The organism is Saprospira grandis str. Lewin, assembly GCF_000250635.1.
Classification (GTDB): Bacteria; Bacteroidota; Bacteroidia; order Chitinophagales; family Saprospiraceae; genus Saprospira; species Saprospira grandis.
Map to the genome: position 1 here is coordinate 1260651 of NC_016940.1, position 21707 is coordinate 1282357.

The 21707-nt window shown below is 46.8% G+C and carries 19 protein-coding genes and 1 tRNA gene; 9 read left to right on the forward strand and 11 right to left on the reverse strand.

Going from position 1 to position 21707, the window contains the following annotated elements; all coding sequences use genetic code 11:
- The first annotated feature begins 145 nt into the window (after window positions 1-145).
- The 5 genes from SGRA_RS05520 (at window position 146) to SGRA_RS05545 (ending at window position 7257) form a co-directional block, all read left to right on the forward strand.
- The gene (locus SGRA_RS05520; RefSeq protein WP_245538644.1) at window positions 146-3580 is read left to right on the forward strand and encodes a caspase family protein; all 3435 of its coding nucleotides are present in this window, start codon (window positions 146-148) and stop codon (window positions 3578-3580) included.
- A 235-nt stretch (window positions 3581-3815) separates the two neighbouring features.
- Complete coding sequence (locus SGRA_RS05525; RefSeq protein WP_245538645.1) at window positions 3816-4733, forward strand: alpha/beta hydrolase family protein; 918 nt, start codon at window positions 3816-3818, stop codon at window positions 4731-4733.
- Between the two features lie 761 nt (window positions 4734-5494).
- A complete protein-coding gene (locus tag SGRA_RS05530) occupies window positions 5495-6004 on the forward strand; it encodes a hypothetical protein (protein ID WP_015691622.1) in 510 nt (169 codons plus the stop codon).
- Between the two features lie 353 nt (window positions 6005-6357).
- Window positions 6358-7071: a YebC/PmpR family DNA-binding transcriptional regulator gene (locus tag SGRA_RS05540; protein ID WP_015691624.1), complete on the forward strand. Its 714-nt coding sequence runs from the start codon at window positions 6358-6360 to the stop codon at window positions 7069-7071.
- A 97-nt stretch (window positions 7072-7168) separates the two neighbouring features.
- Window positions 7169-7257 (forward strand) — tRNA-Leu (locus SGRA_RS05545).
- A gap of 114 nt (window positions 7258-7371) precedes the next feature.
- Here the strand turns inward: SGRA_RS05545 and SGRA_RS05550 are convergent.
- The 6 genes from SGRA_RS05550 to SGRA_RS05575 form a co-directional block, all read right to left on the reverse strand.
- Window positions 7372-8424 (reverse strand): NAD(P)-dependent alcohol dehydrogenase, encoded by a 1053-nt coding sequence (locus SGRA_RS05550; RefSeq protein ID WP_015691625.1) that lies wholly within the window; start codon window positions 8422-8424, stop codon window positions 7372-7374.
- A gap of 412 nt (window positions 8425-8836) precedes the next feature.
- The gene (locus SGRA_RS05555; protein ID WP_041329513.1) at window positions 8837-9721 is read right to left on the reverse strand and encodes a helix-turn-helix domain-containing protein; all 885 of its coding nucleotides are present in this window, start codon (window positions 9719-9721) and stop codon (window positions 8837-8839) included.
- 136 nt (window positions 9722-9857) lie between these two features.
- Window positions 9858-10370: a phosphoglycerate mutase family protein gene (locus SGRA_RS05560; protein ID WP_015691627.1), complete on the reverse strand. Its 513-nt coding sequence runs from the start codon at window positions 10368-10370 to the stop codon at window positions 9858-9860.
- On the reverse strand, window positions 10367-11062 hold the full coding sequence (locus tag SGRA_RS05565) for a WG repeat-containing protein (protein ID WP_015691628.1): 696 nt from the start codon (window positions 11060-11062) through the stop codon (window positions 10367-10369). The genes SGRA_RS05560 and SGRA_RS05565 overlap by 4 nt, the downstream gene beginning before the upstream one ends.
- The gene (locus SGRA_RS05570) at window positions 11059-12030 is read right to left on the reverse strand and encodes a methyltransferase (protein ID WP_015691629.1); all 972 of its coding nucleotides are present in this window, start codon (window positions 12028-12030) and stop codon (window positions 11059-11061) included. The genes SGRA_RS05565 and SGRA_RS05570 overlap by 4 nt, the downstream gene beginning before the upstream one ends.
- Before the next feature lie 179 nt (window positions 12031-12209).
- The gene (locus tag SGRA_RS05575; RefSeq protein ID WP_015691630.1) at window positions 12210-13112 is read right to left on the reverse strand and encodes an AAA family ATPase; all 903 of its coding nucleotides are present in this window, start codon (window positions 13110-13112) and stop codon (window positions 12210-12212) included.
- A 125-nt stretch (window positions 13113-13237) separates the two neighbouring features.
- Between SGRA_RS05575 and SGRA_RS23775 the strand changes: the two genes are divergently transcribed.
- Window positions 13238-13384: a hypothetical protein gene (locus SGRA_RS23775; RefSeq protein WP_187288193.1), complete on the forward strand. Its 147-nt coding sequence runs from the start codon at window positions 13238-13240 to the stop codon at window positions 13382-13384.
- Between the two features lie 189 nt (window positions 13385-13573).
- Here SGRA_RS23775 and SGRA_RS05580 read toward each other — a convergent pair whose 3' ends face one another.
- Both SGRA_RS05580 and SGRA_RS05585 read right to left on the reverse strand, forming a co-directional pair.
- On the reverse strand, window positions 13574-14599 hold the full coding sequence (locus SGRA_RS05580) for a radical SAM/SPASM domain-containing protein (protein ID WP_015691632.1): 1026 nt from the start codon (window positions 14597-14599) through the stop codon (window positions 13574-13576).
- Window positions 14586-15875: a glycosyltransferase gene (locus SGRA_RS05585; protein ID WP_015691633.1), complete on the reverse strand. Its 1290-nt coding sequence runs from the start codon at window positions 15873-15875 to the stop codon at window positions 14586-14588. Before SGRA_RS05585 ends, SGRA_RS05580 begins: the two co-directional genes overlap by 14 nt.
- A gap of 582 nt (window positions 15876-16457) precedes the next feature.
- On the opposite strand from SGRA_RS05585, the gene SGRA_RS05590 reads away from it, so the two are divergent.
- Window positions 16458-18284, forward strand: a complete 1827-nt coding sequence (locus SGRA_RS05590) for a sigma 54-interacting transcriptional regulator (protein WP_015691635.1) — start codon at window positions 16458-16460, stop codon at window positions 18282-18284.
- 10 nt (window positions 18285-18294) lie between these two features.
- Here SGRA_RS05590 and SGRA_RS05595 read toward each other — a convergent pair whose 3' ends face one another.
- The gene (locus tag SGRA_RS05595) at window positions 18295-18834 is read right to left on the reverse strand and encodes a GNAT family N-acetyltransferase (RefSeq protein WP_015691636.1); all 540 of its coding nucleotides are present in this window, start codon (window positions 18832-18834) and stop codon (window positions 18295-18297) included.
- 33 nt (window positions 18835-18867) lie between these two features.
- Between SGRA_RS05595 and SGRA_RS05600 the strand changes: the two genes are divergently transcribed.
- Window positions 18868-20064, forward strand: a complete 1197-nt coding sequence (locus SGRA_RS05600) for a M20 metallopeptidase family protein (protein WP_015691637.1) — start codon at window positions 18868-18870, stop codon at window positions 20062-20064.
- A gap of 82 nt (window positions 20065-20146) precedes the next feature.
- Window positions 20147-20803, forward strand: a complete 657-nt coding sequence (fsa, locus tag SGRA_RS05605) for a fructose-6-phosphate aldolase (protein ID WP_015691638.1) — start codon at window positions 20147-20149, stop codon at window positions 20801-20803.
- Window positions 20804-21076: 273 nt separating this feature from the next.
- On the opposite strand, the gene SGRA_RS05610 is transcribed toward fsa, so the two are convergent.
- On the reverse strand, window positions 21077-21256 hold the full coding sequence (locus SGRA_RS05610) for a hypothetical protein (RefSeq protein WP_015691640.1): 180 nt from the start codon (window positions 21254-21256) through the stop codon (window positions 21077-21079).
- Window positions 21257-21634: a hypothetical protein gene (locus tag SGRA_RS05615; RefSeq protein WP_015691641.1), complete on the reverse strand. Its 378-nt coding sequence runs from the start codon at window positions 21632-21634 to the stop codon at window positions 21257-21259. It lies immediately after the preceding gene.
- Window positions 21635-21707: the final 73 nt, after the last annotated feature.

The window sequence follows — 21707 nt, forward strand, 5'->3', positions numbered from 1 at the left end:
AGTGGCCGAAGGCCAGACCGAGCTTTTTGAGCAAAGCGAAAAAAGCGATGGGCCGAGCAGACCTGCGAGCTGCGACACAGCCCGACCCGGCCAAAGGCCGGGGCAGCCCCAAAATAAGAGCATAAAGCTTTGCTAAATAAGAAACATGATGATGCGTTATTTCCTATTCTTGCTCCTGCTTTGGAGTAGTGGGGCGCTTTTGGCCCAAACAGAAGATATTGAATTGGTGGTGAGCCAAGGCCACCACAGTAATGTCCGAAGCCTTGCCTTTTCGGAAGATGGGCGTTTTTTGGCCACGGCTGGCGATGACCGCAGCCTGCGCATTTGGTCGATGCGGCTACAGCAAGAATATAAGGTCCTTTGGGGACATAAGGCAGCTATTACGGATGTTGGCTTTTCTAAGGATGGGCAGTTTTTGGTCTCTATCGGCAGTCGGTTGCTCTGTATTTGGTCCATACCTGAAGGCAAACTTTTGCATCAGCTGGAGGTAGATGCTTTGGGCAAACGCCTACAATTTTCGGAGACTAAGGCAGGTCATGTTATGGTCCGACTGCCCGAGGGCATAGCCTGGGTAGATTTAAAAACGGGGGCCATAGACTACAGCCCAAAGCCCTTTATGCGCAATTGGAGCAACTGGATTTTGGGACAAAAAACAGCCCGTGTGATTGTCCCTGAACGGCCCGATAGCATTTGGGCCTATAGCCTAGCGGGCAAAAGAGAACAACTATTTGTAGGTAAGGGGAGCTATTATAAGCTGCTGCTTTCGCCCAATGAGGATTATCTGGCGGCCTATTCGGGCAGCCGTATGGCCGTAGATGTTTGGGATTATCAGAGCGGGAAATTTATAGGCAGTATTGAGGGGCTTAGCCCAGTACAAGACTTTTGTTTTGATATATCGGGCAAGCGGCTCTGGATTATGGACCTACATGCCGAATGCAAGGTCTATAGCTGTCCTCAGCTCCAAGAAGAACTAGTGGTCAATAAGAAAAGTTGGGACAAGGAAGGCCTTGGCCAAGGCGATTTGGTACAGGTAAATATTGGTCAGCAAATTCGCCCTAGCCCCAATGGGCAGTTTATGGGGCTGGCCATTACTCGCACCGAAGTGAACCGCAAGACGAGCAAGATGAATGACCTCAGAGGGGTGCAGCTAGTCGATGCCCAAACGGGCAAAGAAAGGGGCCTGTTTAAGGGGCATTTTAAGTGGATTACCCAGCTAGGCATCTCGCCCAAAGGCGATAAACTCCTCTCCATTAACATGGGCAAAACCCGAGGGCTGCGCTCTTGGGCCATCAAAAAAGGAGAAATTGAACGCTATATCCATAGCTCCCAAAGCCTTAGCCAAAGCCAAGATAAAAAACAACTGGCCCTACTCGAGTTTCATGAAAAAGCTCAGCCAGAACTAACGGTCTATCAGCTCCCTAGTTTTAGAAAGCTAGCCAAGAAGAAGCTCGACAATTGCAGCGCCTTTGCCCTAAGTGGCGATGGCCAAAAAATAGCGGCCCTACAAGTAGATGTCAATCTCAAAAACCCCTTAAACAACCGCTTTTATTACTCTATATGGAAGCTGCCCAACTACAAACTAGAACAAGAAATTGAGATCGAATCTAAGGAATCTGCCCTGCCCATATTTAAAAGTCTATTGCTTGATTCTGCTGGCGATTACCTTCTTGCCGCCGCCCAAAACCAAGCCTACAGCCTAGAGCTAAGCAGCCAAAAACGCATCCGATTTGCCCTGCCTAGCTCGGCTACTTATTGGCGAATGCTCTGCCTGCATCCGCAACAGCCCGCCCTACTCTTTGCAGTCACTGAGGTGGTCTATAATCAGGAGAAAAAAAGAGTGGAGGAGCTCAGCAAGCTGCTGCTCTACAACTATAAAACAGGCGAACTCATCGAGGAAGTAAACAGCCCCAAAGAGGGGGTTATCCAAAGCGCAACCTTTAGCCCAGATGGCCAATACCTGCTCACGGGACAAACGGCCTATCAGGCCGTTATCGACTTTGATGTGCTGCTTTGGGATTGGCCCCAAAAACAACTGCTCTGCCAATTTAAAGGGCATAATGGCGGCATCAATGACCTGGCCTTTGACCCCCTAGGCAAAAAGGCCTATAGCTGCTCAGAAGATGGATTGATTAAGGCCTGGGATATAGAAAAATGTGCCCTAGCGGCCTCTTTTATTGGCTATAATGAATTGGATTACCTTATTATCTCGCCCGAAAATTACTATAAAACTAGCCGAAGCAATACCGCTGGCCTTGGCTTTCGATATGCCGGCGACCTCTATACCTACGATCAATTTGACCTCCGATTTAACCGCCCAGATAAGGTCCTCGCCCCCTTTAGCGATGCCCCTCGCAAACTAAATATTTATACCAAGGCCTGGAAAAAAAGAGTGCGGCGACTCGGCTTTACCGAGGAACAACTAGAGCAAGAGCTAGAGCTGCCCCAACTTCAAATTGTCAATCAATTGCAGCTCCCCATTTTTGTAGAAGATAGCCTCATCCATTTCCAAATTACCGCCTTTGACCAGCAACAGGCCCTAAAAAAACTCCGCATCTTTGTCAATGGCGTGCCCTACCCCAATGCAGAAGGCATCGAGCTAAACAACAGCCCTGGCGATAGCCTGCACCAAAAACTAAGTATTCCACTAGGCCAAGGCCCCAATAAAATTCAACTGTCGGTGGTCAATGCCGCAGGCCTAGAAAGTGCCAAACAGAGCTTTCAACTGGCCTACCAACCCAAAGAGAAACAAACTAGTCAACTCTACTTTTTGGGCCTTGGGGTCAGTGAGTTTAAAGATAGTAGCCGCAACCTAAAGTACCCCAAAAAAGATGCCCATGACCTGGCCCAAACCTTAGCCGAAGCCCAAGAAAAAGGACAGTTCCACCAACTTTTACTCGACCCTAATATGCCCATAGAACAACTGCAAAAAAGCGCTAGGGCCTTCATGCAGCAGGCCAAAATCAATGACCAAATTGTCTTTTATATCTCTTCACATGGCCTGCTAGACGATAGCCTGAACTACTACCTAGCCCTGCCCAATAGCCAATTTGATCAGCCCCAAAATGGAAGCTGGGCCTATGATGATATGGAGCAATTACTGGATGGGCTGCCCTGCCGCAACCGCCTGCTCCTGCTCGATGCCTGCCATTCTGGGGAAGTGGATAAGGAGGTAGAAACCGAGAAGAAATCGGTCAGTAGCTTTGCCCAAAACATACTCAAAAGAAGCAAGTCGGGCAGTACCCTGATCCGGCCCAAAACAGGACTCAACAACTCTTTTGCCTATATGAAGGCCCTTTTTTCGGACCTAGAACAGCAGCGGGGAGTCACGGTTATTTCTGCCGCTGGCGGCTTCGAACTGGCCTATGAATCGGATGAATGGGGCAACGGCCTCTTTACCTACGCCCTTTTGGAGGGCATCAAAAGCAAGAAAGCTGACCTCAATAATGATGGCCAAATTCCTATCCTCGAGCTGCGAGACTTCCTCAGCCTCAGGGTGCTAGAGCTCAGCCAGGGCCAACAGCAGCCCACCGCCCGCCAATCTAATGTTTTCAATAACTTTATCCTTTACCGTTATGATTAGTTTCTTTTCTTTTGGGGCCTCCGCCTCCCTTTGGTCGTCGGCGCTACGTTCCGGGGCTCGCAAGTCTGCTCGGCCCTTCGGCGGCTTAGCCGCCTCGGTCTGCGGCTGCGCCGCCCCCCTCCACATCGCTAGGCCAAAACCAAAAACTGCCCTAGGGGCAGCCAAAGAGGGCCTTTCGGCCCTCCCACTAAATGCACCTAATAGCCCCCAACAGGCTGGCAAGTCGCTCTTTCTTTTGGGCCTTTTGCTGCTCTTGGTCTTGGGCCTACTTCCTGCCTGCCAGCCTGCTCAATCGGCTGAGGCAGAGCCCGCCCCCCTCCTAGCAGATAGTAGCCAAACAGACAGTTTGCCCCCAAGCCAACTCCCCCCCGCTATTCGCCAAGGGCCACAGCCTCGGCTAGCCCAATTTAGCGACAGTCTGACGACCCTAAGGATTGGGGGGCATAAGGTGGATATACAACTCCCTAGGGCCGCCTTTAAGGGCAGTATCATTATTTTGCCTGGCTATAATTTCCCGAAGGAGGATGCCTGCCAGAAAGCCCCCCTCTTTTGCCAGACCTTTTTGGATGCTGGTTATCTACTCATCATGCCCGAAATGGGACGCTCCTTATATAGTAGTCAGTATTTTCCAGAAACCCAGGCTCGTTACAAGCGCTATCCCGACCAAAACTGGGTCCTAGATAGTCTGCTCCCTAATTTGCAGCTAGAATATGGGCTATTAGTAGATGGGCAAGACAATTTCTTAGTGGGTATTTCTACTGGGGGCCGAGGAGCGGCTCTTTTGGCCTTGGCTGCGCCCGAGCGCTGGACCGCAGTGGCCTGCCTGTCTGGAGATTTTGACCAAAGCCAGATGCCCAATGATGGACTGATGCGCAACTTTTATGGACCTTACAAACAATTTAGTCAGCGCTGGAAAACGGTGGATAATGTTATTGCTCGCATAGACGACTGGCAAACGCCTATATTTATTGGGCATGGCGGAGCCGATAAGGTGGTCCCCCCTGCCCAGTCTAAACAACTCTTTGATAGCTTGCAGAGCCGTTTAGATCAGGAGTTACTCTATTACTCTGCCCCCCCCAAGGCCGAGCACAACTATGCTTATTGGGAAGCTGAGGCCAAAAATATACTGGCCTTTTTTCAGTCATTGCCTTAGCGGGCTGTTTTTTGTCCTGCTTTATACTTTGCCCCCTAGTTGCTTGCAGCGGCTAGGGGGCTTTGTTGTTTGGGCTAATCCCCAGCAGTTTACTCTAACTCATTCAGCCGCTATTTAGCGAGACTATTCTTAGCCTATTGGCTAGGTCTCCTCCCCAATTATTATAGCAAATGAAGAGGGTTTATGCTAGTCCTCTAGAGGGGGTCCCCTACCCCTCTGCAGGGGTTGCGCACCCCCTCAGGGGGATTCTTCTACCTCCAAGCGAGGACCTATAGAAATCATCAGGAGGACCTCATAAAATCCTCGGGAGGACGTCAATAAATCCTCTTGACCATTTTACAAGATCCTCGGGAGGACGTTAATAGATCCTCACGACCATTTTGCAAGCTCCTCGGGAGGACGTTAATAGATCCTCTTGACCATTTTACAAGGTCCTCGAGAGGACCTTCTTAAATCATCTTGATGAGGTAGTGAGGTCCTCTTGATGAGGTAGTGACCCCCTAAAGGGAAATCAGCCTTTACCTAAGGTTCAACAGCTAGCAAAATGGCTAAATTTTATCGCCTAATGCGAACAATTTAGCCTAAAAACCTGCCAAATACTAAAAAATAGTATCTAAAACGTATTTTTTATTAGTTATAACTTGCATTATTAAATTGTTTACCTTATGTTTATAACGTAGACAACGAAAAGGACTATAACTTTGTAGTTGTCGAACAAGTTCTTGACTAATAAATTTTTAATCAATTAAACATTTTGACCTATGTCTAGAAAAAATGTAATTAGCATTGATTTGCTTGCTAGTGATTTGCAGCAAATTATGTCTGCCTTTGAGACCATTGAGCAATTACTGCAGGGCAAATTGACCAACATCAGCCCGGAGGACCGTCAGCGTTATGGGAGTGTAAATGAGCAGGCCAAACTATTTGTGTTCAAGGCGCATGATTTTTATCGGGCCAAGGGGCAGTTGCTTCCGAGCTACTTTGATGCTGTAGAGTATGAAAAAGACTTTGAGGGGCGTAAAGCCTTTGAGCAGATGGAAAGCAGAATTAGCGAGCTATATGAAAAGGTTCGCGACACTCGGACGCTTTTGGATTATGATACCCTTCAGTATTCTTACAGTCTGTATCGACATCTGAAGAACATGAGCCAGGAAGACATTCCGGGCATTGATTTTTGGCTAGAGGAGATGTCTCAGTTTTTCAAGCGTAGCACTAACAATGGTTTGGAAGAGCAGAGCAATGATGAGGCGGAGCCGCCTATTGTTGACTAACTAGTTTTAGTTGTTTAATCTGTGGTTTATAAATTGGTTACAGGCAAGCTCTACTTTTGTGGGGCTTGTTTTTTTTGTGGGCTGGGGAGGCGGCAGCCATGGCCCGCAGGGCCAAACGGCCTAGCGATGCGGCGGGGTGGCCGTCAGGCCAGACCAAGGCGGCGCAGCCGCCGCAGGGCCGAGCAGACCTGCGAGCCCCAAAGCGTAGCGCCGCAGCTTGCTGCGGAGGCCCCAAATAAAAAGGCTGAAGTAAATACTTGTTATCTTGCTGAAGCTTTGTTAAATTTGGGGCTTGTTTTTGGGGCTTAGGGTCCTGAGCAGATATTAACAAACCGTATTACGAATAATATATCATGGGAAGAGCATTTGAATATCGCAAAGAGCGCAAGATGAAGCGTTGGAGCCAGATGGCCAAGGTATTTACAAAAATTGGTAGAGAGATCGCATTGGCGGTAAAAGAGGGGGGCCCTGATCCGGAGAACAACCCGAAATTGCGTTTGGCGGTACAGAATGCCAAGGTGGCCAACATGCCTAAAAAGAACGTAGAGGCGGCCATTCAGCGGGCGACCTCTAAGGATGCGGAGGACTTGCAGGAGGTGGTATATGAGGGTTATGGGCCTCATGGTATAGCCTTTATTATTGAGACCTTGACGGACAATCCGACGCGGACGGTGGCCAATATGCGTTTTTATTTTAGCCGTTCTAATGGTTCATTGGGGACCTCGGGTTCGGTATCTTTTATGTTTGACCGTCAGGGCGAATTTATTTTGGATGCCGAGGGTTTGGACATGGAAGAGTTGGAGTTGGAATTGATTGATGGAGGAGCCGAAGAGATTGAGATCAATGAGGATCAGGTTTGTATTTATACGGCCTTTGAGGACTTTGGAAACATGCAAGCCAAGTTGGAAGAGTTGGGCTTGGAGGTAAAAGAGGCTAGTTTGCAGCGTTTTGCCAATGCGAGTAAAAAGTTGGAAGACCCCGATCAAATTGCTGAAATAGAGAACCTTATTGATAAGTTTGAGGATGATGACGATGTGCAGAAGGTTTTCCACTCTATGGAAATCTAAAAAATAAGCAAAAAACTAGGCGCTTTATTTGGACAAACCAATTGGAGCGCCTATATTTGCATCGCACTTGAGGGAACGATAGTGTATAATTACTCTTGCCCAGGTGGTGGAATTGGTAGACACGCTACTTTGAGGGGGTAGTGCCTAATTACAGGCGTGCAAGTTCGACTCTTGTCCTGGGCACCAAAAAATCTCGATATCGGAAGATGTCGGGATTTTTTTTTGTGCTGTATAAGATGAGGAAATAAAAAAGCCACAAGTCATACAACTTGCGGCTTTGGTTTTCTCTAGTGCTACAATCTAAGCCTCCAAAGAAGCCATATCAATAACGAAGCGGTATCTCACATCGCCTTTTTCGAGTCGGTCAAAGGCTTCATTTACCTCTTGGATATTGATGCGTTCTACGTCGGCAACAATTTGGTGCTCGGCACAGAAGTCTAGCATTTCTTGGGTTTCTGCAATACCACCGATATTAGAGCCTGAAAAGCTTTTGCGTCCTTTTACCAATTGGAAGGCGCCTACTTCTAGCGGTTGAGCGGGTAGGCCCACAATAACGAGGCTACCATCTACGGCTAGGGCACTCAAATAACTGTTCACATCATGTTTGGCAGAAACTGTATCAATGATGAGATCAAAGCCTTTGGCTTGGGCCATGGCTTCGGGATCAGTAGATAAGATCGCTTGATCAGCCCCTAAGCGTTTAGCATCTTCGGCCTTAGCTACAGAACGGGTGAATACGGCTACTTCTGCCCCCATGGCTTTAGCGATACGAACGGCCAAATGGCCCAGTCCACCAATACCAATAACAGCTACTTTTTTGCCTGGACCAGCCTTCCAATGTTTGAGGGGGGAATAAACCGTGATGCCTGCACAAAGTAAGGGAGCCGCAGCGGCTAGGTCCTCAAAGTTGGGCATTTTCAAGACATAGCCCTCATTACAAACATAGAATTTGGAGAAGCCGCCATAGGTTCGTCCACCAGAAACCTTATCTGGAGAGTTGAAGGAGAAGGTCATGCCTTCTTCACAAAACTGTTCTTCTCCAGACTCGCAATGTTGGCAATGCTGGCAAGAATCGACAATACAGCCAACAGCAGCTAGATCGCCTACATTAAAGTTTTTTACTTCGGGCCCAACTTGAGTCACTCGGCCTAAGATTTCGTGGCCAGGGACAATAGGAAAAGTTGTTCCGCCCCAATCGTTGCGGACCGAGTGTAGATCAGAATGGCAAATACCACAAAACAGGATTTCCATTTCTACATCTGTAGCTAAAAGGGTTCTTCTTTTGATTTGCATACTTTCTAGAGGCTGAGTAGCGGCCTCTGTGCCATAAGCTTTTACGCTAGTCATATTCATTTACTAGTTTTTTGATGGTTGTGTGATTGAAAATTACTTTTTAGGGAGAGGGGATTTCCCTGCTGTTCTGAGATAGCTCAAGCCAACATTTACACCTAAATCGTGAGCAGCGATAAGAGCTTCTAGAGCTCTTTGTCCAAAGCCGCCCAATTAATTAAAAGCCTCATCTAATGCTTTAACTTATTCGGAGCTCAAACTCAGGTAAGCAGCGGCACTACGCATACTTACTTTTTTAAATGAAAGTCCCTACTCTGATCGCTAAGTTCAGCGATAGAAATCGAAACGAAAACGTTCACATCAAAAGGAATCTTAGGATATAGCGGAGTCATCAACTACTTCCCTTTGTTGCCTTACAAAGTTAAGGGAAGTTGGAACAGCAAAATGACGTTTTTAAAATAGAAGATTACGAAATTCAAACCTTCCTAAATTGACCAGGGGTCATTTTCAATTGTTTCTTGAAAAAGTTATTAAAATGAGTAGCCTCAGTAAAGCCCAAGCCATAGGCAATTTCCGAAATATTCCAGCTCGTATCCTTTAAAAGGATTTTTGCCTCTCTCAATATTCGCTCTTGGATAATTTGACTTGTCGTTTTATCAACTGTTTCTTTGAGTACTCTATTTAAATAGTTAGGATGAATATTCAACTTTTCAGCAAATTCAGAAGCCGTCCGCAACTCTACTCTTGGATGTAACTCATCTAAAGGGAACTGTCGACCCAATAATTCAAAAAAAAGCGTAGATATCCGCTCCGCTGCATTTAAAGTATGCTGTTGACTTTCACTAGGCTTCAATTTCATAGCAAAATGAATAAGCTCTTGGGTCAGCATTCTAAGTACATCAAGCTTAAACTCATAAGTAGAAGCAATCTCTTTGTGCATCTTTGCAAAAATGTCTTTTACCCAAGCCAATTGCTCATCGTCTAACTCAAAGACATGATGCCCCTTAGGTTGAAAAACACTATACTTTGACAATTTACTATACGAGTAAAAAAAATCATCGCTGAAAATAGCATAATGCCCCTTGTGCACACTCTCAAAATGCTTCCAACAATAAGGAATGTATGGATTGGTGAAAATCAACGCCTGCTTAGGTATCCGAATGACTTTGTCTGCATACTGCATCAAACTATTCCCCTCCAATAAACTCACCTTGTAATAATCTCGCTTCTTATAAGGAAGCGGCTTTTTGTTTTCTGTCTCAAAAGGCTCTATTTCAAAGACATTAAAATCACCGCTCTTTCTAGTTTGGTCCCTCATCAGTTTTGTTTTATCAGCAGTTCCCCAGATAATCCTAGGCAAAACAAAGTTACGATTTTCGTACTATAGTTTTAACTACTAAAACTAGTTTAGCACTCTTTGGTCCTCAAAAGAAATATCTCAGTATTAAGCAAACCAAAGCCGCCAACTTATCTCTATAAGCTGGCGGCTTTATGCGCTACTTGGGATTCCACCAAAGCCCCCCTTCTACTCCCCCAGCCTCTCCAATTTCTAGCTCCCAAATACTGCCCAAAGGCGTATGGCAACCATAGGGACAAGTATAGGGGTAGTCGAGTAGCTCTTTCTTGGGGTCCAAATACTCCAAAATCATATTGATGGGCCCACAATGGCTAAAGATGGCCGTGGGCCGAGCCCATAACTGCTGCTGCTCTCCCCGATACCAATCCTGCACTCTTTGTTCTAGTGACTCATGCGGCTCTATTTCTTTCTCTCTTTCTCTTAATGCCTGCACTACTTTCGGCTGCAAAGCTGGCACAAGCTGAGCATAGGGCGCATAGGTCTGCCCTACCCGCAAATAATCGCTACAATATACGGCCTGAATATCTTTCTTTGCTAAATATTGGGCAATGGCTAGAGCTTGCTCTTTTCCCTTTTCGCCCAAGGCTGGCCCCGGAAAACCCCGATATTCTTTGGGGGCAGGCTGGGCATGACGCACTAGATAAAGCTTCATATTTTATGTTGACAGTCTCCTTTTTCGTTAATAATTTCATGTTCCCCCCCTTGGTTCTGCACCAACGCAAAGCCATTGTAAAAGGGCTCTAGCTGCAAAAATCGACGATTATATACGGGCCGCCCCGCCAAATCGATATGCAACCAACCCGCCTCATCTTTGGCCCGGGCAAATCCTTTGTGAAAAACATCTAGTTCTAGATAGCGATAAGGATGTAAGGCCCTGCCCTGAGAATCAATATGCAAACAATAGCCATCGGCCTGACGAACACAGGCATAGCCATCCCTAAAGTCGCCCGCATAGCGATAACGCTCCTCATAAAGCGGATGTCCCTGCAGATCAATATGGAAGTATTCCCCGCCTTTTCGGACCGTGCAAATGTCTTGCTGATAGTTCCCACACCAGTCATAACGCTCTCCATAAATGGCATTTCCTTTTGTGTCTATATGAAATTGCCCCTGCTCCGAAGATACCGCCGCCCGCTCACAATAATAACCAAAGGTCCGCAAATATCGCTGCCGATAAAGGGCCATGCCCTCGCTGTTGATATGATAACTGCCCGTTTCGTCTTCTACAGGCGCCAAACCCGGCGCATGAAACTTTAATACCGACTTATAAGGACCAAATATAGCTTGCCCTTCCAAGCAAAATCCATTGCCCTCTGCATTGACTTTTATGTTTTTCCAATTCATCTTTTCTCAAATATCAATAGGGTCTGTAAATCATTGATCGGACGCTTTTCTAGATAAGCAAAGCCTATTTTCTCTGCTAATTTCCGATAGGCAGCTAAGGTCCGTTCTTGGCTCTTGCAAATGGCCAACATATTCAAACTAAGCAGCTCGGCCCCATCGGCTAGCTGCTCTTTTAGGATTTCTAAGATATACATTCGCCCTCCTTTTGGCAAGGCGGCATAAACGTTTTCCAATATTTTCAAGGCAGCTTCATCGGGCCAATCATGTAGCACTCTGGCCAGAAAAATATGCTCCGCGACTTGGGGAATAGGCGCAAAAAAATCGGCTGGAATAGGCCGAAAAGGCAGCTCCCCCGCTGGCAATAAAGCCAAGACCTTGGGCTTGTCTAATAAATAATATTTAGGCTGAGGATGAACCCTCGCCAAGGCCTTGAGCAAAGCCCCCAGACCGCCTCCCAAATCCATCACAGCCTTAGCTTCCGACAAATCCAACTGCTCGCCCAACTGCGCATAATCATCCCGCGCATATTCGTTCATCGCCAAATGATAAATCCGATTGCTCTCGGGCTGCTCATCCAAATAATCAAAAAAAGGCTGTCCATATAGCTGCTCAAAAACGGCCTCATCACTGCGAATACTCTGCGCCAAATGCTGCCAAGCCCGCAAATGCTCCTCCCCCCAAAGCAAACAAGCATACTTCAAAGATTGGGGATGTTCCTCCGCCAGTTGCGCCCCTTTTTCGGCCAAAACATACTGCCCATTTTCGGTCCTCAAGGCCGCCAATTGCTCCAAAGCCGCCAATAATAACTGCAAACTAGCCTGTTTAGCCCCTAGCTTTTCGGCCAACTCAGCCAAACTAAGCGGCCCCTCCCAAAGCGCATCAAATACCCCCAGCTGGCAGGCGGTCCGCAAGGGCAAATAATGCCAATAACTGGTAAAACTATTCTTCAACTCCTGACTAATACTCATTTTTTTCTGTTCTACATGATTTGATTTTGGGGCCTCCTGCCTACGGCAGGCGCTACGCTTTGGGGCTCGCTATTTGCTCGGCCCTTCGGCGGCTTTGCCGCCTCGGTCTGGCCTAACGGCCACCCCGCCGCATCGCTAGGCCAAAAAAGGCCTGCGGCTGAGCTAGAGAGTAAGCTAAGCTACCAGCGCTCTAAAGTTCGATGACTCACTCCTAAAGCCTCCCCTGCTTTTTGTAAAGTGCCATATTTCTCTACAGCCCAATATTTAAGTTTTGCCTTAAAGTTTCTAATTAGCTCATCAGCACTTTTATCTTCGATACTGAATTCATAAATGCCTGTCTCTTTACTTTCGGGAAAATGATTGTATTTCTTGAATCCTGCTATAACTTCTTGCGCCAAATGCTTATCGTCCACCTCTTTTTCAGCTAAAATATCTCTATAAGATTGATCCCAGCTTATACAAAGTTTATCCAGGTCTCTGAAATTTCCATTAAAGCTATGCCCCTTCTCCTTTAGGAAATCTTCTAACACTTTAGGGTAAGGCGCTTTTTTAAACCCAAACTTTTTCCAACTTACCTTAAAGTCTTCAACAATCTTAGCGGAACAACTATCAAAGCTCGGAAACTCCACTACAAGTTGAGCAATGCGATCAAAAAAATGATTGCTCAAGTATTGCCGACTATCTCTTAGGTTCGCAATAGGTTTAGAGGAACTAAAGACAACACGTACCTCATACTCTTTTTCAGCTAAGCCAAATTTCCCATCCTTAGTCGACAGCCCTTCAAATAACAACTCTTGGCTTTTTTTAGACAAATACTCCACATCCTTAATCAAAAGGATTTTCTGATGTGCTTTTTTTAAAATATGCGCCCAAAAATCTTTTGTCTCTTCGGTTAAGCGCCCTTTTACCATAATCACTTCTATTCCTTTTTTTTCTGCAAACTGTTCTAGCCAAAATGTTTTTCCAGTCCCTGTTTTTCCTAGGATAAGAATAGAAAATCGTCCTGGATTCTCAAGGTAGTTATTCAATTTCTGAATAGCTGCCTTTCTTTTTGCGTGCTGTTTATCTATTGACACTTTCATTTATGTATTTTTTTGCGGGTTATTTAGTCTTTTTTTGCGGGTATCAATATGCCTCTTACCTATGCCCTACATTTGTAGAGTAATCAGCTGATACACTATTATTTACTTATTTAAAATCAATGCTTATGAAATACGATGGAAAAGATTCTGATGAAATGGAACAACACGATATAGACAATCGTGCTGACCAACTTAACCCCAATAATGATGCATACTGGACTTCTAGAGACTATGATGAGCGTCCAAATGATTGGGAAGATCTTGTTGACTAACATCCAATAAATTTAATCACTTCTAAATTGACAGAACATGGCCAAATCAACAAAGAAAACAGGCTTAAACCTACCAAGTACAACTGGAAACCCTTCTGGTAAGGGACGTGATAATTGCTCTTCTAAACCAAAGAAGTAGCCCTTTTTTACCGCTATACTAGTTTTAGTATAGCGGTTTTTTATCTACGCCTACTTCCGCATCGTACAGCCTTGGCAAAGGGGCTTTTCCTTATAGTTTTCTACCAATTCTACGTAGGCTTTACTTTGTAGGACCTCCACAAGGCTGCGGTTCTGAATACTACCAAAGTCGCCTAAGGCTTGCCGCTGCTCATCGGGGGCGCAGCAGGGCGATATTTTCCCGGTGGCCGAGACCCAAAGTTCTTTATTTAAGAAAGGGCAGTCGTAGTCTTCTGGGACCGCCTCTGCTGCGCCTGCCGTTAGGGGGACAATATTTTCTAGTAAAACAGCTTTGCCATTGGGCAGTAAATATTGGTCTCTAGCCGCATAGGCCTCTTCTACATATTGGTTCCATTGGGCCATGCTTTGGGCATCCTTACGAAAAGACAGGTCCTTGATTTCATCAAAATGATCCCACAACTGATGCCCTTTTACCCGATCTACGCCAAGACTAGCCGCTAGCTTGATGATATCGGCTAGTTCATGCATATTGTTTTGCATGAAGGTGAGTTGGAAACTCACACGGCAATAATAGCCCGTTTCTGCAAAATGCTGGTCCCTTACAGCCACAAAGCGACGGACATGATCTACACACTGCTCGAAGTTAATTCCAGGCATGACTTCCTCAGCCGTTTTGGCTGTGGCCGCATTCCAAGAGATTTTAATGTCTGTGGTTTGTGGTACAATCAGTTTGGCCCAAACCTCTACGGGCTTTTTAGGAAAGGTCCCATTGGTGGTCAAGTTGATTTTAATCCCATACTGCTCACTCAAATCAAAGATTTGCTCAAAGCCTTTATAGAGCAAGGGCTCGCCCATGGTAGAGGGGATAATCTCTTTGACGCCCAAGGCTTGGGCCTGCTCAAAAATCTGGACCACCCACTCAAAAGGCATACGGCGACGCTTGACGCCCGTGTTTTTATAGAGGTCTGCGATAAATGTACTATAAGGACTATGCTCCTCGCACATAATACAATGCAAGTTGCAATCTTCAGGGTTGGTGTCTATGGTAATTCGCCAAAAGTCTTTAGGCTTGGACATGCAAAATAGCTTTATACTGTTCTAAAATGGTTGCTGTATGTGTTTTTATATCAGGGACCTCTCCGGCGGCATCATAGAGATAGCCTCTTTGGCCCAATTGCTTCATTTCTTCGGGATGTTGAATGGCCCAGGCCATTTGCTCTTGCAATGATGGACCATCTCGGTGCTTGAAGAGCAGGCCATTGACCCCATGCGCTACATATTCTGCCATGCCGCCATAATCTGCCGTGATGACAGGCAAACGAGCCGCCTGCGCCTCATGAATCACCAAAGGAGAGTTTTCGCCCCAAATAGAAGGGACCACAATGGCATCTACCTGAGCAAAGACCTCTTGGACCAAATCTTCATTGGCATAGCCCCCACAAAATGAAATCCGCTGACTTTGTGCTGCGCTCATGGCGTTTAAGGCCTTTTGGCTTTGGCTGTCTTTCCAGCCCCAAATCTTTAGCTCTGCCGCTTGATCCAAGCCCTTAAAGGCCTCTATGAGTAGGTTGACCCCCTTGGCGGGAATATGCGTGCCGATATACCCAAAGCGAAAAGGTCCAGCTTTTCGAGCTGTTTTGGGCGGACTTAAATAATGCGTTGGAAAGCCATAATCTAGATAACTTACTTTTTCGGCAGGCAAATTAAAGTCCTTGATAAAGCGATTCATCAGATAGCGAGAGGGCGCAATAAAATGATCGACTAGCCCAATAATTTCTCTTGTTTTCTGCATCCGTCGGCCGATCCATCGGCTCCAATAGGCTAGGTCTTCGGCTTCTTCTTCTGGATGGCCAGAAAAGAGCATTTTGTAGCAAGAGGCCGCACATTTTTGGTCCTCTTGACCCGTACAGAGCTGATAGCAGTTTTGGCCATCAAAGTTGCGCTGTAGAAACTGACCTCGGGGACACATCAGCCAGAAGTCATGCAAGGTAAAGAGAATAGGCACCCCCGCCTTTTTCAGCGCTTGGACCAAGCCCAAGGACAGATGATTAAGATGGCCAATATGAGCCACATCTGGACGGTCTTGGGCCAAAATAGCCGCCAGCTTTTGGTCGACCTGCGGCTGCCAATAGCCATCTTTGTCTCTGGGCATATTGACCAAATGAAACTGTAAGCCCTGCTCATCTTTAAAAGAACGCAGCTCAAAATCTGGCCGATAAGGTTCCTCCTCTCGGCTGAAAATGCTGAGCCGATGCCCCTGCCGATGCAGTTCTTGGCAGAGGCTCTGGCTATAGACTTCGGAGCCTGCACTGTAGCCCGGCGGATAGCCATGAATAATTTTTAGAATGTGCATTTTTTCAATTTATGGTTTAGGGAAGGCTGTTGGGAACTAGCTCAAAAGGAGAGTTTTGTCTTTGTGCCCCTTTTGTGCTCCACTTATTTCAGCTAATCAAAAGGATGTGCCAAAAAACAAAAACCAACTAAACAACTAACAACCAACAACTTACAAAAACAAGCTAATTTAAAGCTGCTGTAAAATTTTGGAATCTATGTATTTTTTTACAGTTTCAGGATAAATTTAGGGCAATACTTAGGCGGCTTCGCCGCCTTGGCCGAAGGCCAAATGGCTAAAGGCCAAATAGCAGTCCTCTCACTTCTATCCTTTGATGCAATTTCCTGCTATTCTGCGTTATTTTTCTCAGCCATAGCTAGGGCTATGCCTTTAAAAAATGCCTTGAGTAGCCTGAAATTTCTATCCAAGGATGGCCGAAGCGAAGGGCTTCTATTTGGCCTAGCGCTGCGGCGGGGTGGCCCAAAGGGCCAGACCTAGGCGGCAAAGCCGCCGCAGGGCCGAGCAGACCTGCGAGCCCCAAAGCATAGCGCCCGCAGCTTGCTGCGGGAGGCCCCAAAAGCCCCTCATTTAACCCTCAAAACTATGGCAAAAGAAAACATTTACATCAGTTGGCATTATACTACTCATGGTATTGCATTTTTGCAGCATCAATTGGCGGCTTTTTGGCGGGGGGAGCTGCAATTATCGGAAAAGCCCTTGTATAAGGAAGGGCTTTGTCAGTTAGAATTGAGCGAGGCCTTTTCGGCAAATCGGCAGCCTGGATTTTTATTTGACAAGGTCTATTATTTATGTGCCGAGCAGACTGTTTTGGACCGTTTATCTCTTCGGCGTTTGAGCTATCGGAAGAATATGTATGAGGTAGACAAAGCAGTGGAGGAGACGCAGATGCAGGAGGTTTGGAGAGAGGTGATTGCGCAGGATCTTTCCTCTTGGGTAGATGAGATGGCTTATGTAAAGGAACATTATCCCGATCGTTTGGAAGACTTTGAGGGGCAAATTTGGCGGGATATGCAGCATTATCCCATTGACAGTCAGCTAGCATGGTTTAGGAGAAGGTCGCCTGCTGCGCCTTATTATCAAGCTCGTTTTGAGGCCATTCATTTTAGCCAAGAAGAGCTACCAAACTTGCGAGACGAGCAGAGTATTTTGGCTGTTTTGCAAGGATTTTTCAAAACTCTTTTGGCCCATCATGGGGCCGAGGCCAATTATATCATCAATGTCAGTTTGGGCAGTAATGAAACGCAGGTCGCTTGGTTTGTCCTGGCCGAGGCGGGGCTCTTGCCCCCCAACTGTCGATTCATCAAGGTCTATGATGTTAAGACCAAAGGCGCAGATCCTCGTTTTAAGAATTTCCAAATTCAGGAGATTCCCAGCCGCCTAATTTCTAGTTTATCGGCCAACTTATATGAGCATGACAACCTACAATCGCCCCAGCGGCGTTTGGCTGATCTCAAGATGAAGACCTATATAGAGCAAGGTTTTGCCATATTGATTTTGGGCGAAAGAGGAACGGGAAAATCCAGAATGATTTCAAGATTGGAGCGAGAAAACCGCAAGGTCTTAGCCATCAATTGTGCCTCCTTTGATGATGATAACAAGGCTGAATCGGAGTTTTTTGGACATAGCAAGGGGGCCTATACTGGGGCAGATCAAGCCAAAAAGGGCTTATTTGAAGAAGCTCGGGGCGGAATTCTCTTCTTTGATGAGGTACATCATTTGAGTAAGCGGGTACAGGGCAAACTCATGAAAGCCCTACAAACCGATGAGAACAACAACTATCGTTTTCGGCCCATGGGGAGCAGCCAAGAACAGCAAAGTCAGTTTACTGCTGTTTTTGCTAGCAACAAAAGTATTGAAGAGCTGCGGGAGCTTTTATTGGCCGACTTCTTTGATCGTATCTCTCAGCTCCTGATTGAGCTGCCCCCACTGCGGGAAAGTCGAGATGAAATTGAAAAAGACTGGGAAACCGTTTGGACGCAACTGCGCTTTGCCCCTAGCTACCCCTGTCCTAAATCTCCAGAGCTTTTCCAATGGCTCAAAAAGCAGCCTTTGTGGGGCAACTTTAGAGATTTGCAAAAGATAGCCATCTATTATAAGGCCTTTATGGATTTACCCCAAGAGGCTCAACAACTAGAGGGAGTAGATAGCCCTCTGGCCTTTGCCAAAAAGGAGTTTAAGGCCTATCATGGGCATTTTCCTAAGCAAACTAAGTTGCCCCAAGCCTTTCAAGACCTCTTTGATCTGGAGCTCATTGCCTCAGAGACAGAAGAAAAGACCTATAAAATTCTGGAGAAGCGCTATAAAAAGGCCCTTATTAGTTGGGTAGAGGAAAACTTTCCCGCTCAACCGGTTTGGGAGATTTTAGGCATGAGCGAAAGTAATTACTACAAGATGAAGAAAGAGGGCTAAATAAGAGGGTTTAGGCCTCGGTTCTCAAAAGCGCATAATGGTATTCATCCCAAAATTGGCCCGCCTTATAAACCGCTTCTAGAGATTTGCCCTCTAAACGGAAGCCTGCAGCTTCTAATACCTTGACCGAGCCCAGATTAAAGCTGAATACGGTCCCCACCACCCGATGTAAGTCTGGATAACGGCCCCAAGCCCGCTCTAAGAATAAGGGCAAGATCTTTTTCATCAGCCCTCGGCCCCAAAAGGCAGGCGTTAACCAATAGCCAATTTCCATATTGTAGCGCCAAACATCTTGCTGTGCATGCAGACCAATTCCCCCAATCAATTGCTCTTGGGCAAAGATGGCTAAGATGCCCCCATCCGAAGGGATGGCTACCTGATTCACAAAGGCCTCTGCAGTGGCTAAGGTATATGGCGAAGCAAAACGATCGCTCATGCCTTTGGCCACTTCTGGATAATCGGCAGCCTGCTGTAAGGCCGCTGTATATTCGGGCCGAAATAGGCGTAGGGAGTAGGCCTCGCCATTTAGTTCAAATTCTATCTCTTTCATTTTTTATCTTTGAGTTCACTCAGAATTATTGACATGATTAAGATAGATAAAATAAAACAACTGGCCCAAGAACAACTAGAGCAATGGATCAGCATTCGCCGACATCTTCACCAATATCCAGAACTCTCTTTTGAAGAATGGGAAACCGCTAATTATATCGCCTCTTGCCTAGACCGCTGGGGCATTAGCTACCAAAGAGGCATGGTCAAAACAGGGATTTTTGCCCAAATTGAAGGCAAAAATCCCGATGCGGCCTGCATTACGCTCCGTGCCGATATAGATGCGCTCCCTATCCAGGAGCAGACGGGCCTGCCCTTTAGCTCTAAGAATGAGGGCCGTATGCACGCCTGCGGCCATGATGTACATACGACTTCCCTACTCGCTACCGCTTTTATCCTTAATGAACTTAAGGAGGAGTTTGAGGGCCGCGTTCAACTGATTTTCCAACCCGGCGAGGAGCTACTACCCGGCGGCGCTAGCCAGGTCTTGGCCGAGGGTTGGCTGGATCAAAGCCGAGATTTTCCGATTCTGGGCCAGCATGTAGAGCCTGGCCTGCCTGCTGGACAGGTAGGTTTTCATCCCGGCCCTTTTATGGCCTCCGCCGATGAGCTTTATCTCTCTGTTTATGGTAAGGGGGGACATGCCGCCCGACCCCAAGATTGCAATGATGTGGTCCTGATTGCCTCGCATTTGGTCATTGCCCTACAGCAGTTAATTAGCCGATTTAGAGACCCGCTGCAGCCTTCGGTCCTTAGTTTTGGCAAGATGAATACGGCTGGCGGGGCCACCAATGTATTGCCCGAACGCATTGATCTTGAAGGCACATTCAGGGCATTCAATGAAGAATGGCGAGCCGAGGCGCATCAAAAAATGCAGCAGCTCTGTCAGCAAATGGCCCAAAGTATGGGTGGCCGTGCCGAGCTAGAAATCAGAAAGGGCTACCCCTACCTACACAATGAAGAAAGCCTAACGCATAGCCTGATGCAGGCCGCCCGTGACTATGTCGGCAAGGATAATTTGGTCCTTCTTCCCCAACGCATGGGGGCCGAAGATTTTGGCTTTTATGCCCAACAAATGCCCGCCTGCTTCTATCGCTTGGGCACGGGCATTGGTCCAGGTTTGCACCACCCCAAGTTTTCTCCAGATGAAAAAACGGCCCTCCCCTTGGGGGCTGGGCTTATGGCCTATCTGGCCCTTTTTCAGCTAAATCAACAGATCAAAAAGGCCTAGTTGTTTGCTTGCTTTTGCTTAACTTGCAGCCAATTCGCATTTCAAACATAGAGGCTCGACCTCTTCAAAGCTTTTTATTTCTATGAAATTTTTTGTGGATACGGCCAATCTGGCCCAAATTAAAGAAGCCGCCGATCTTGGCGTTTTGGATGGTGTAACCACCAATCCCTCTCTCATGGCCAAAGAAGGCATCAAAGGCGAGGAGGCCGTCCGCCAGCATTATCTAAACATCTGCAAGCTTGTAGATGGCCCCGTAAGTGCCGAAGTGATTTCCACCGATTTTGAGGGCATGATCAAAGAAGGCGAAGCCCTAGCCGCCCTACACCCCAATATCGTCGTGAAGGTCCCTATGATTGAGGATGGCGTGAAGGCCCTTCGCTATTTTAGCGACAAAGGCATCAAGACCAACTGTACCCTCGTCTTTTCTGCTGGACAGGCTATTTTGGCCGCCAAAGCAGGCGCTACCTATGTTTCTCCCTTTATTGGCCGCATTGACGACATTAACTGGAGTGGCGTGGAGTTGATCGAGCAGATTGTACATATCTACCAAAACTTTGCTTTCCGCACTCAGGTTTTGGCCGCCTCTATCCGCAATCCCTTGCATATTGTGCAGTGCGCAGAACTTGGCGCCGATGTGGTCACTTGCCCCCTTTCTGCCATGAAAGGCATGCTCAAACATCCACTTACCGATATTGGCTTGCAAAAGTTTTTGGCCGATCACGCTAAAAATAATGGCTAGTTAAAGCCCAAGAAGATAAAGGCTGCTGAAAAGTAGCCTTTTTTTTTGGGGCCTCCCGCCTTCGGCGGGCGGTTACTCCCTTCAGTCGTCGAACTGCGGCCTAAAGGCCTTGTTGTCGTTCCGCAGCTCGCTGCTGTTTTGGGGCCTCCCGCCTTCGGCGGGCGCTACGTTCCGCAGCTCGCTCTTCGCTCGGCCCTGCGGCCTGACGGCCTTGGTCTGCGGCTGCGCCGCACTGCTACACATCGCTAGGCCGCTCATCTGCCTTTTTCTAGCTTAAGTTTCTTCTTTGGCGGCTGGGTAGTTTTGGGCCGATGGGCTGAAGCCCATTTGGAGGATGCTATTCTGCAACTGCAAAACGACACATTCCATTTGGAGGATGCTATTCTGAAACTGCAAAATGGCATATTCCATTTGGAGGACGCTATTCTGCAACTGCAAAACGGCATATTCCATTTAGAGGATGCTATTCTGAAACTGCAAAACGGCATATTCCATTTGGAGGACGCTATTCTGAAACTGCAAAACGACACATTCCATTTGGAGGACGCTATTCTGAAACTGCAAAATGGCATATTCCATTTGGAGGACGCTATTCTGCAACTGCAAAACGACATATTCCATTTGGAGGATGCTATTCTGCAACTGCAAAACGACATATTCCATTTGGAGGACGCTATTCTGAAACTGCAAAACGACACATTCCATTTGGAGGATGCTATTCTGAAACTGCAAAACGGCATATTCCATTTGGAGGATGCTATTCTGAAACTGCAAAATGGCATATTCCATTTGGAGGACGCTATTCTGCAACTGCAAAACGACACATTCCATTTGGAGGACGCTATTAGGAATTTGCGAAAACGTACATCAAGACTTTGATGGGCTGTTCCAAAATTCGTCTTAC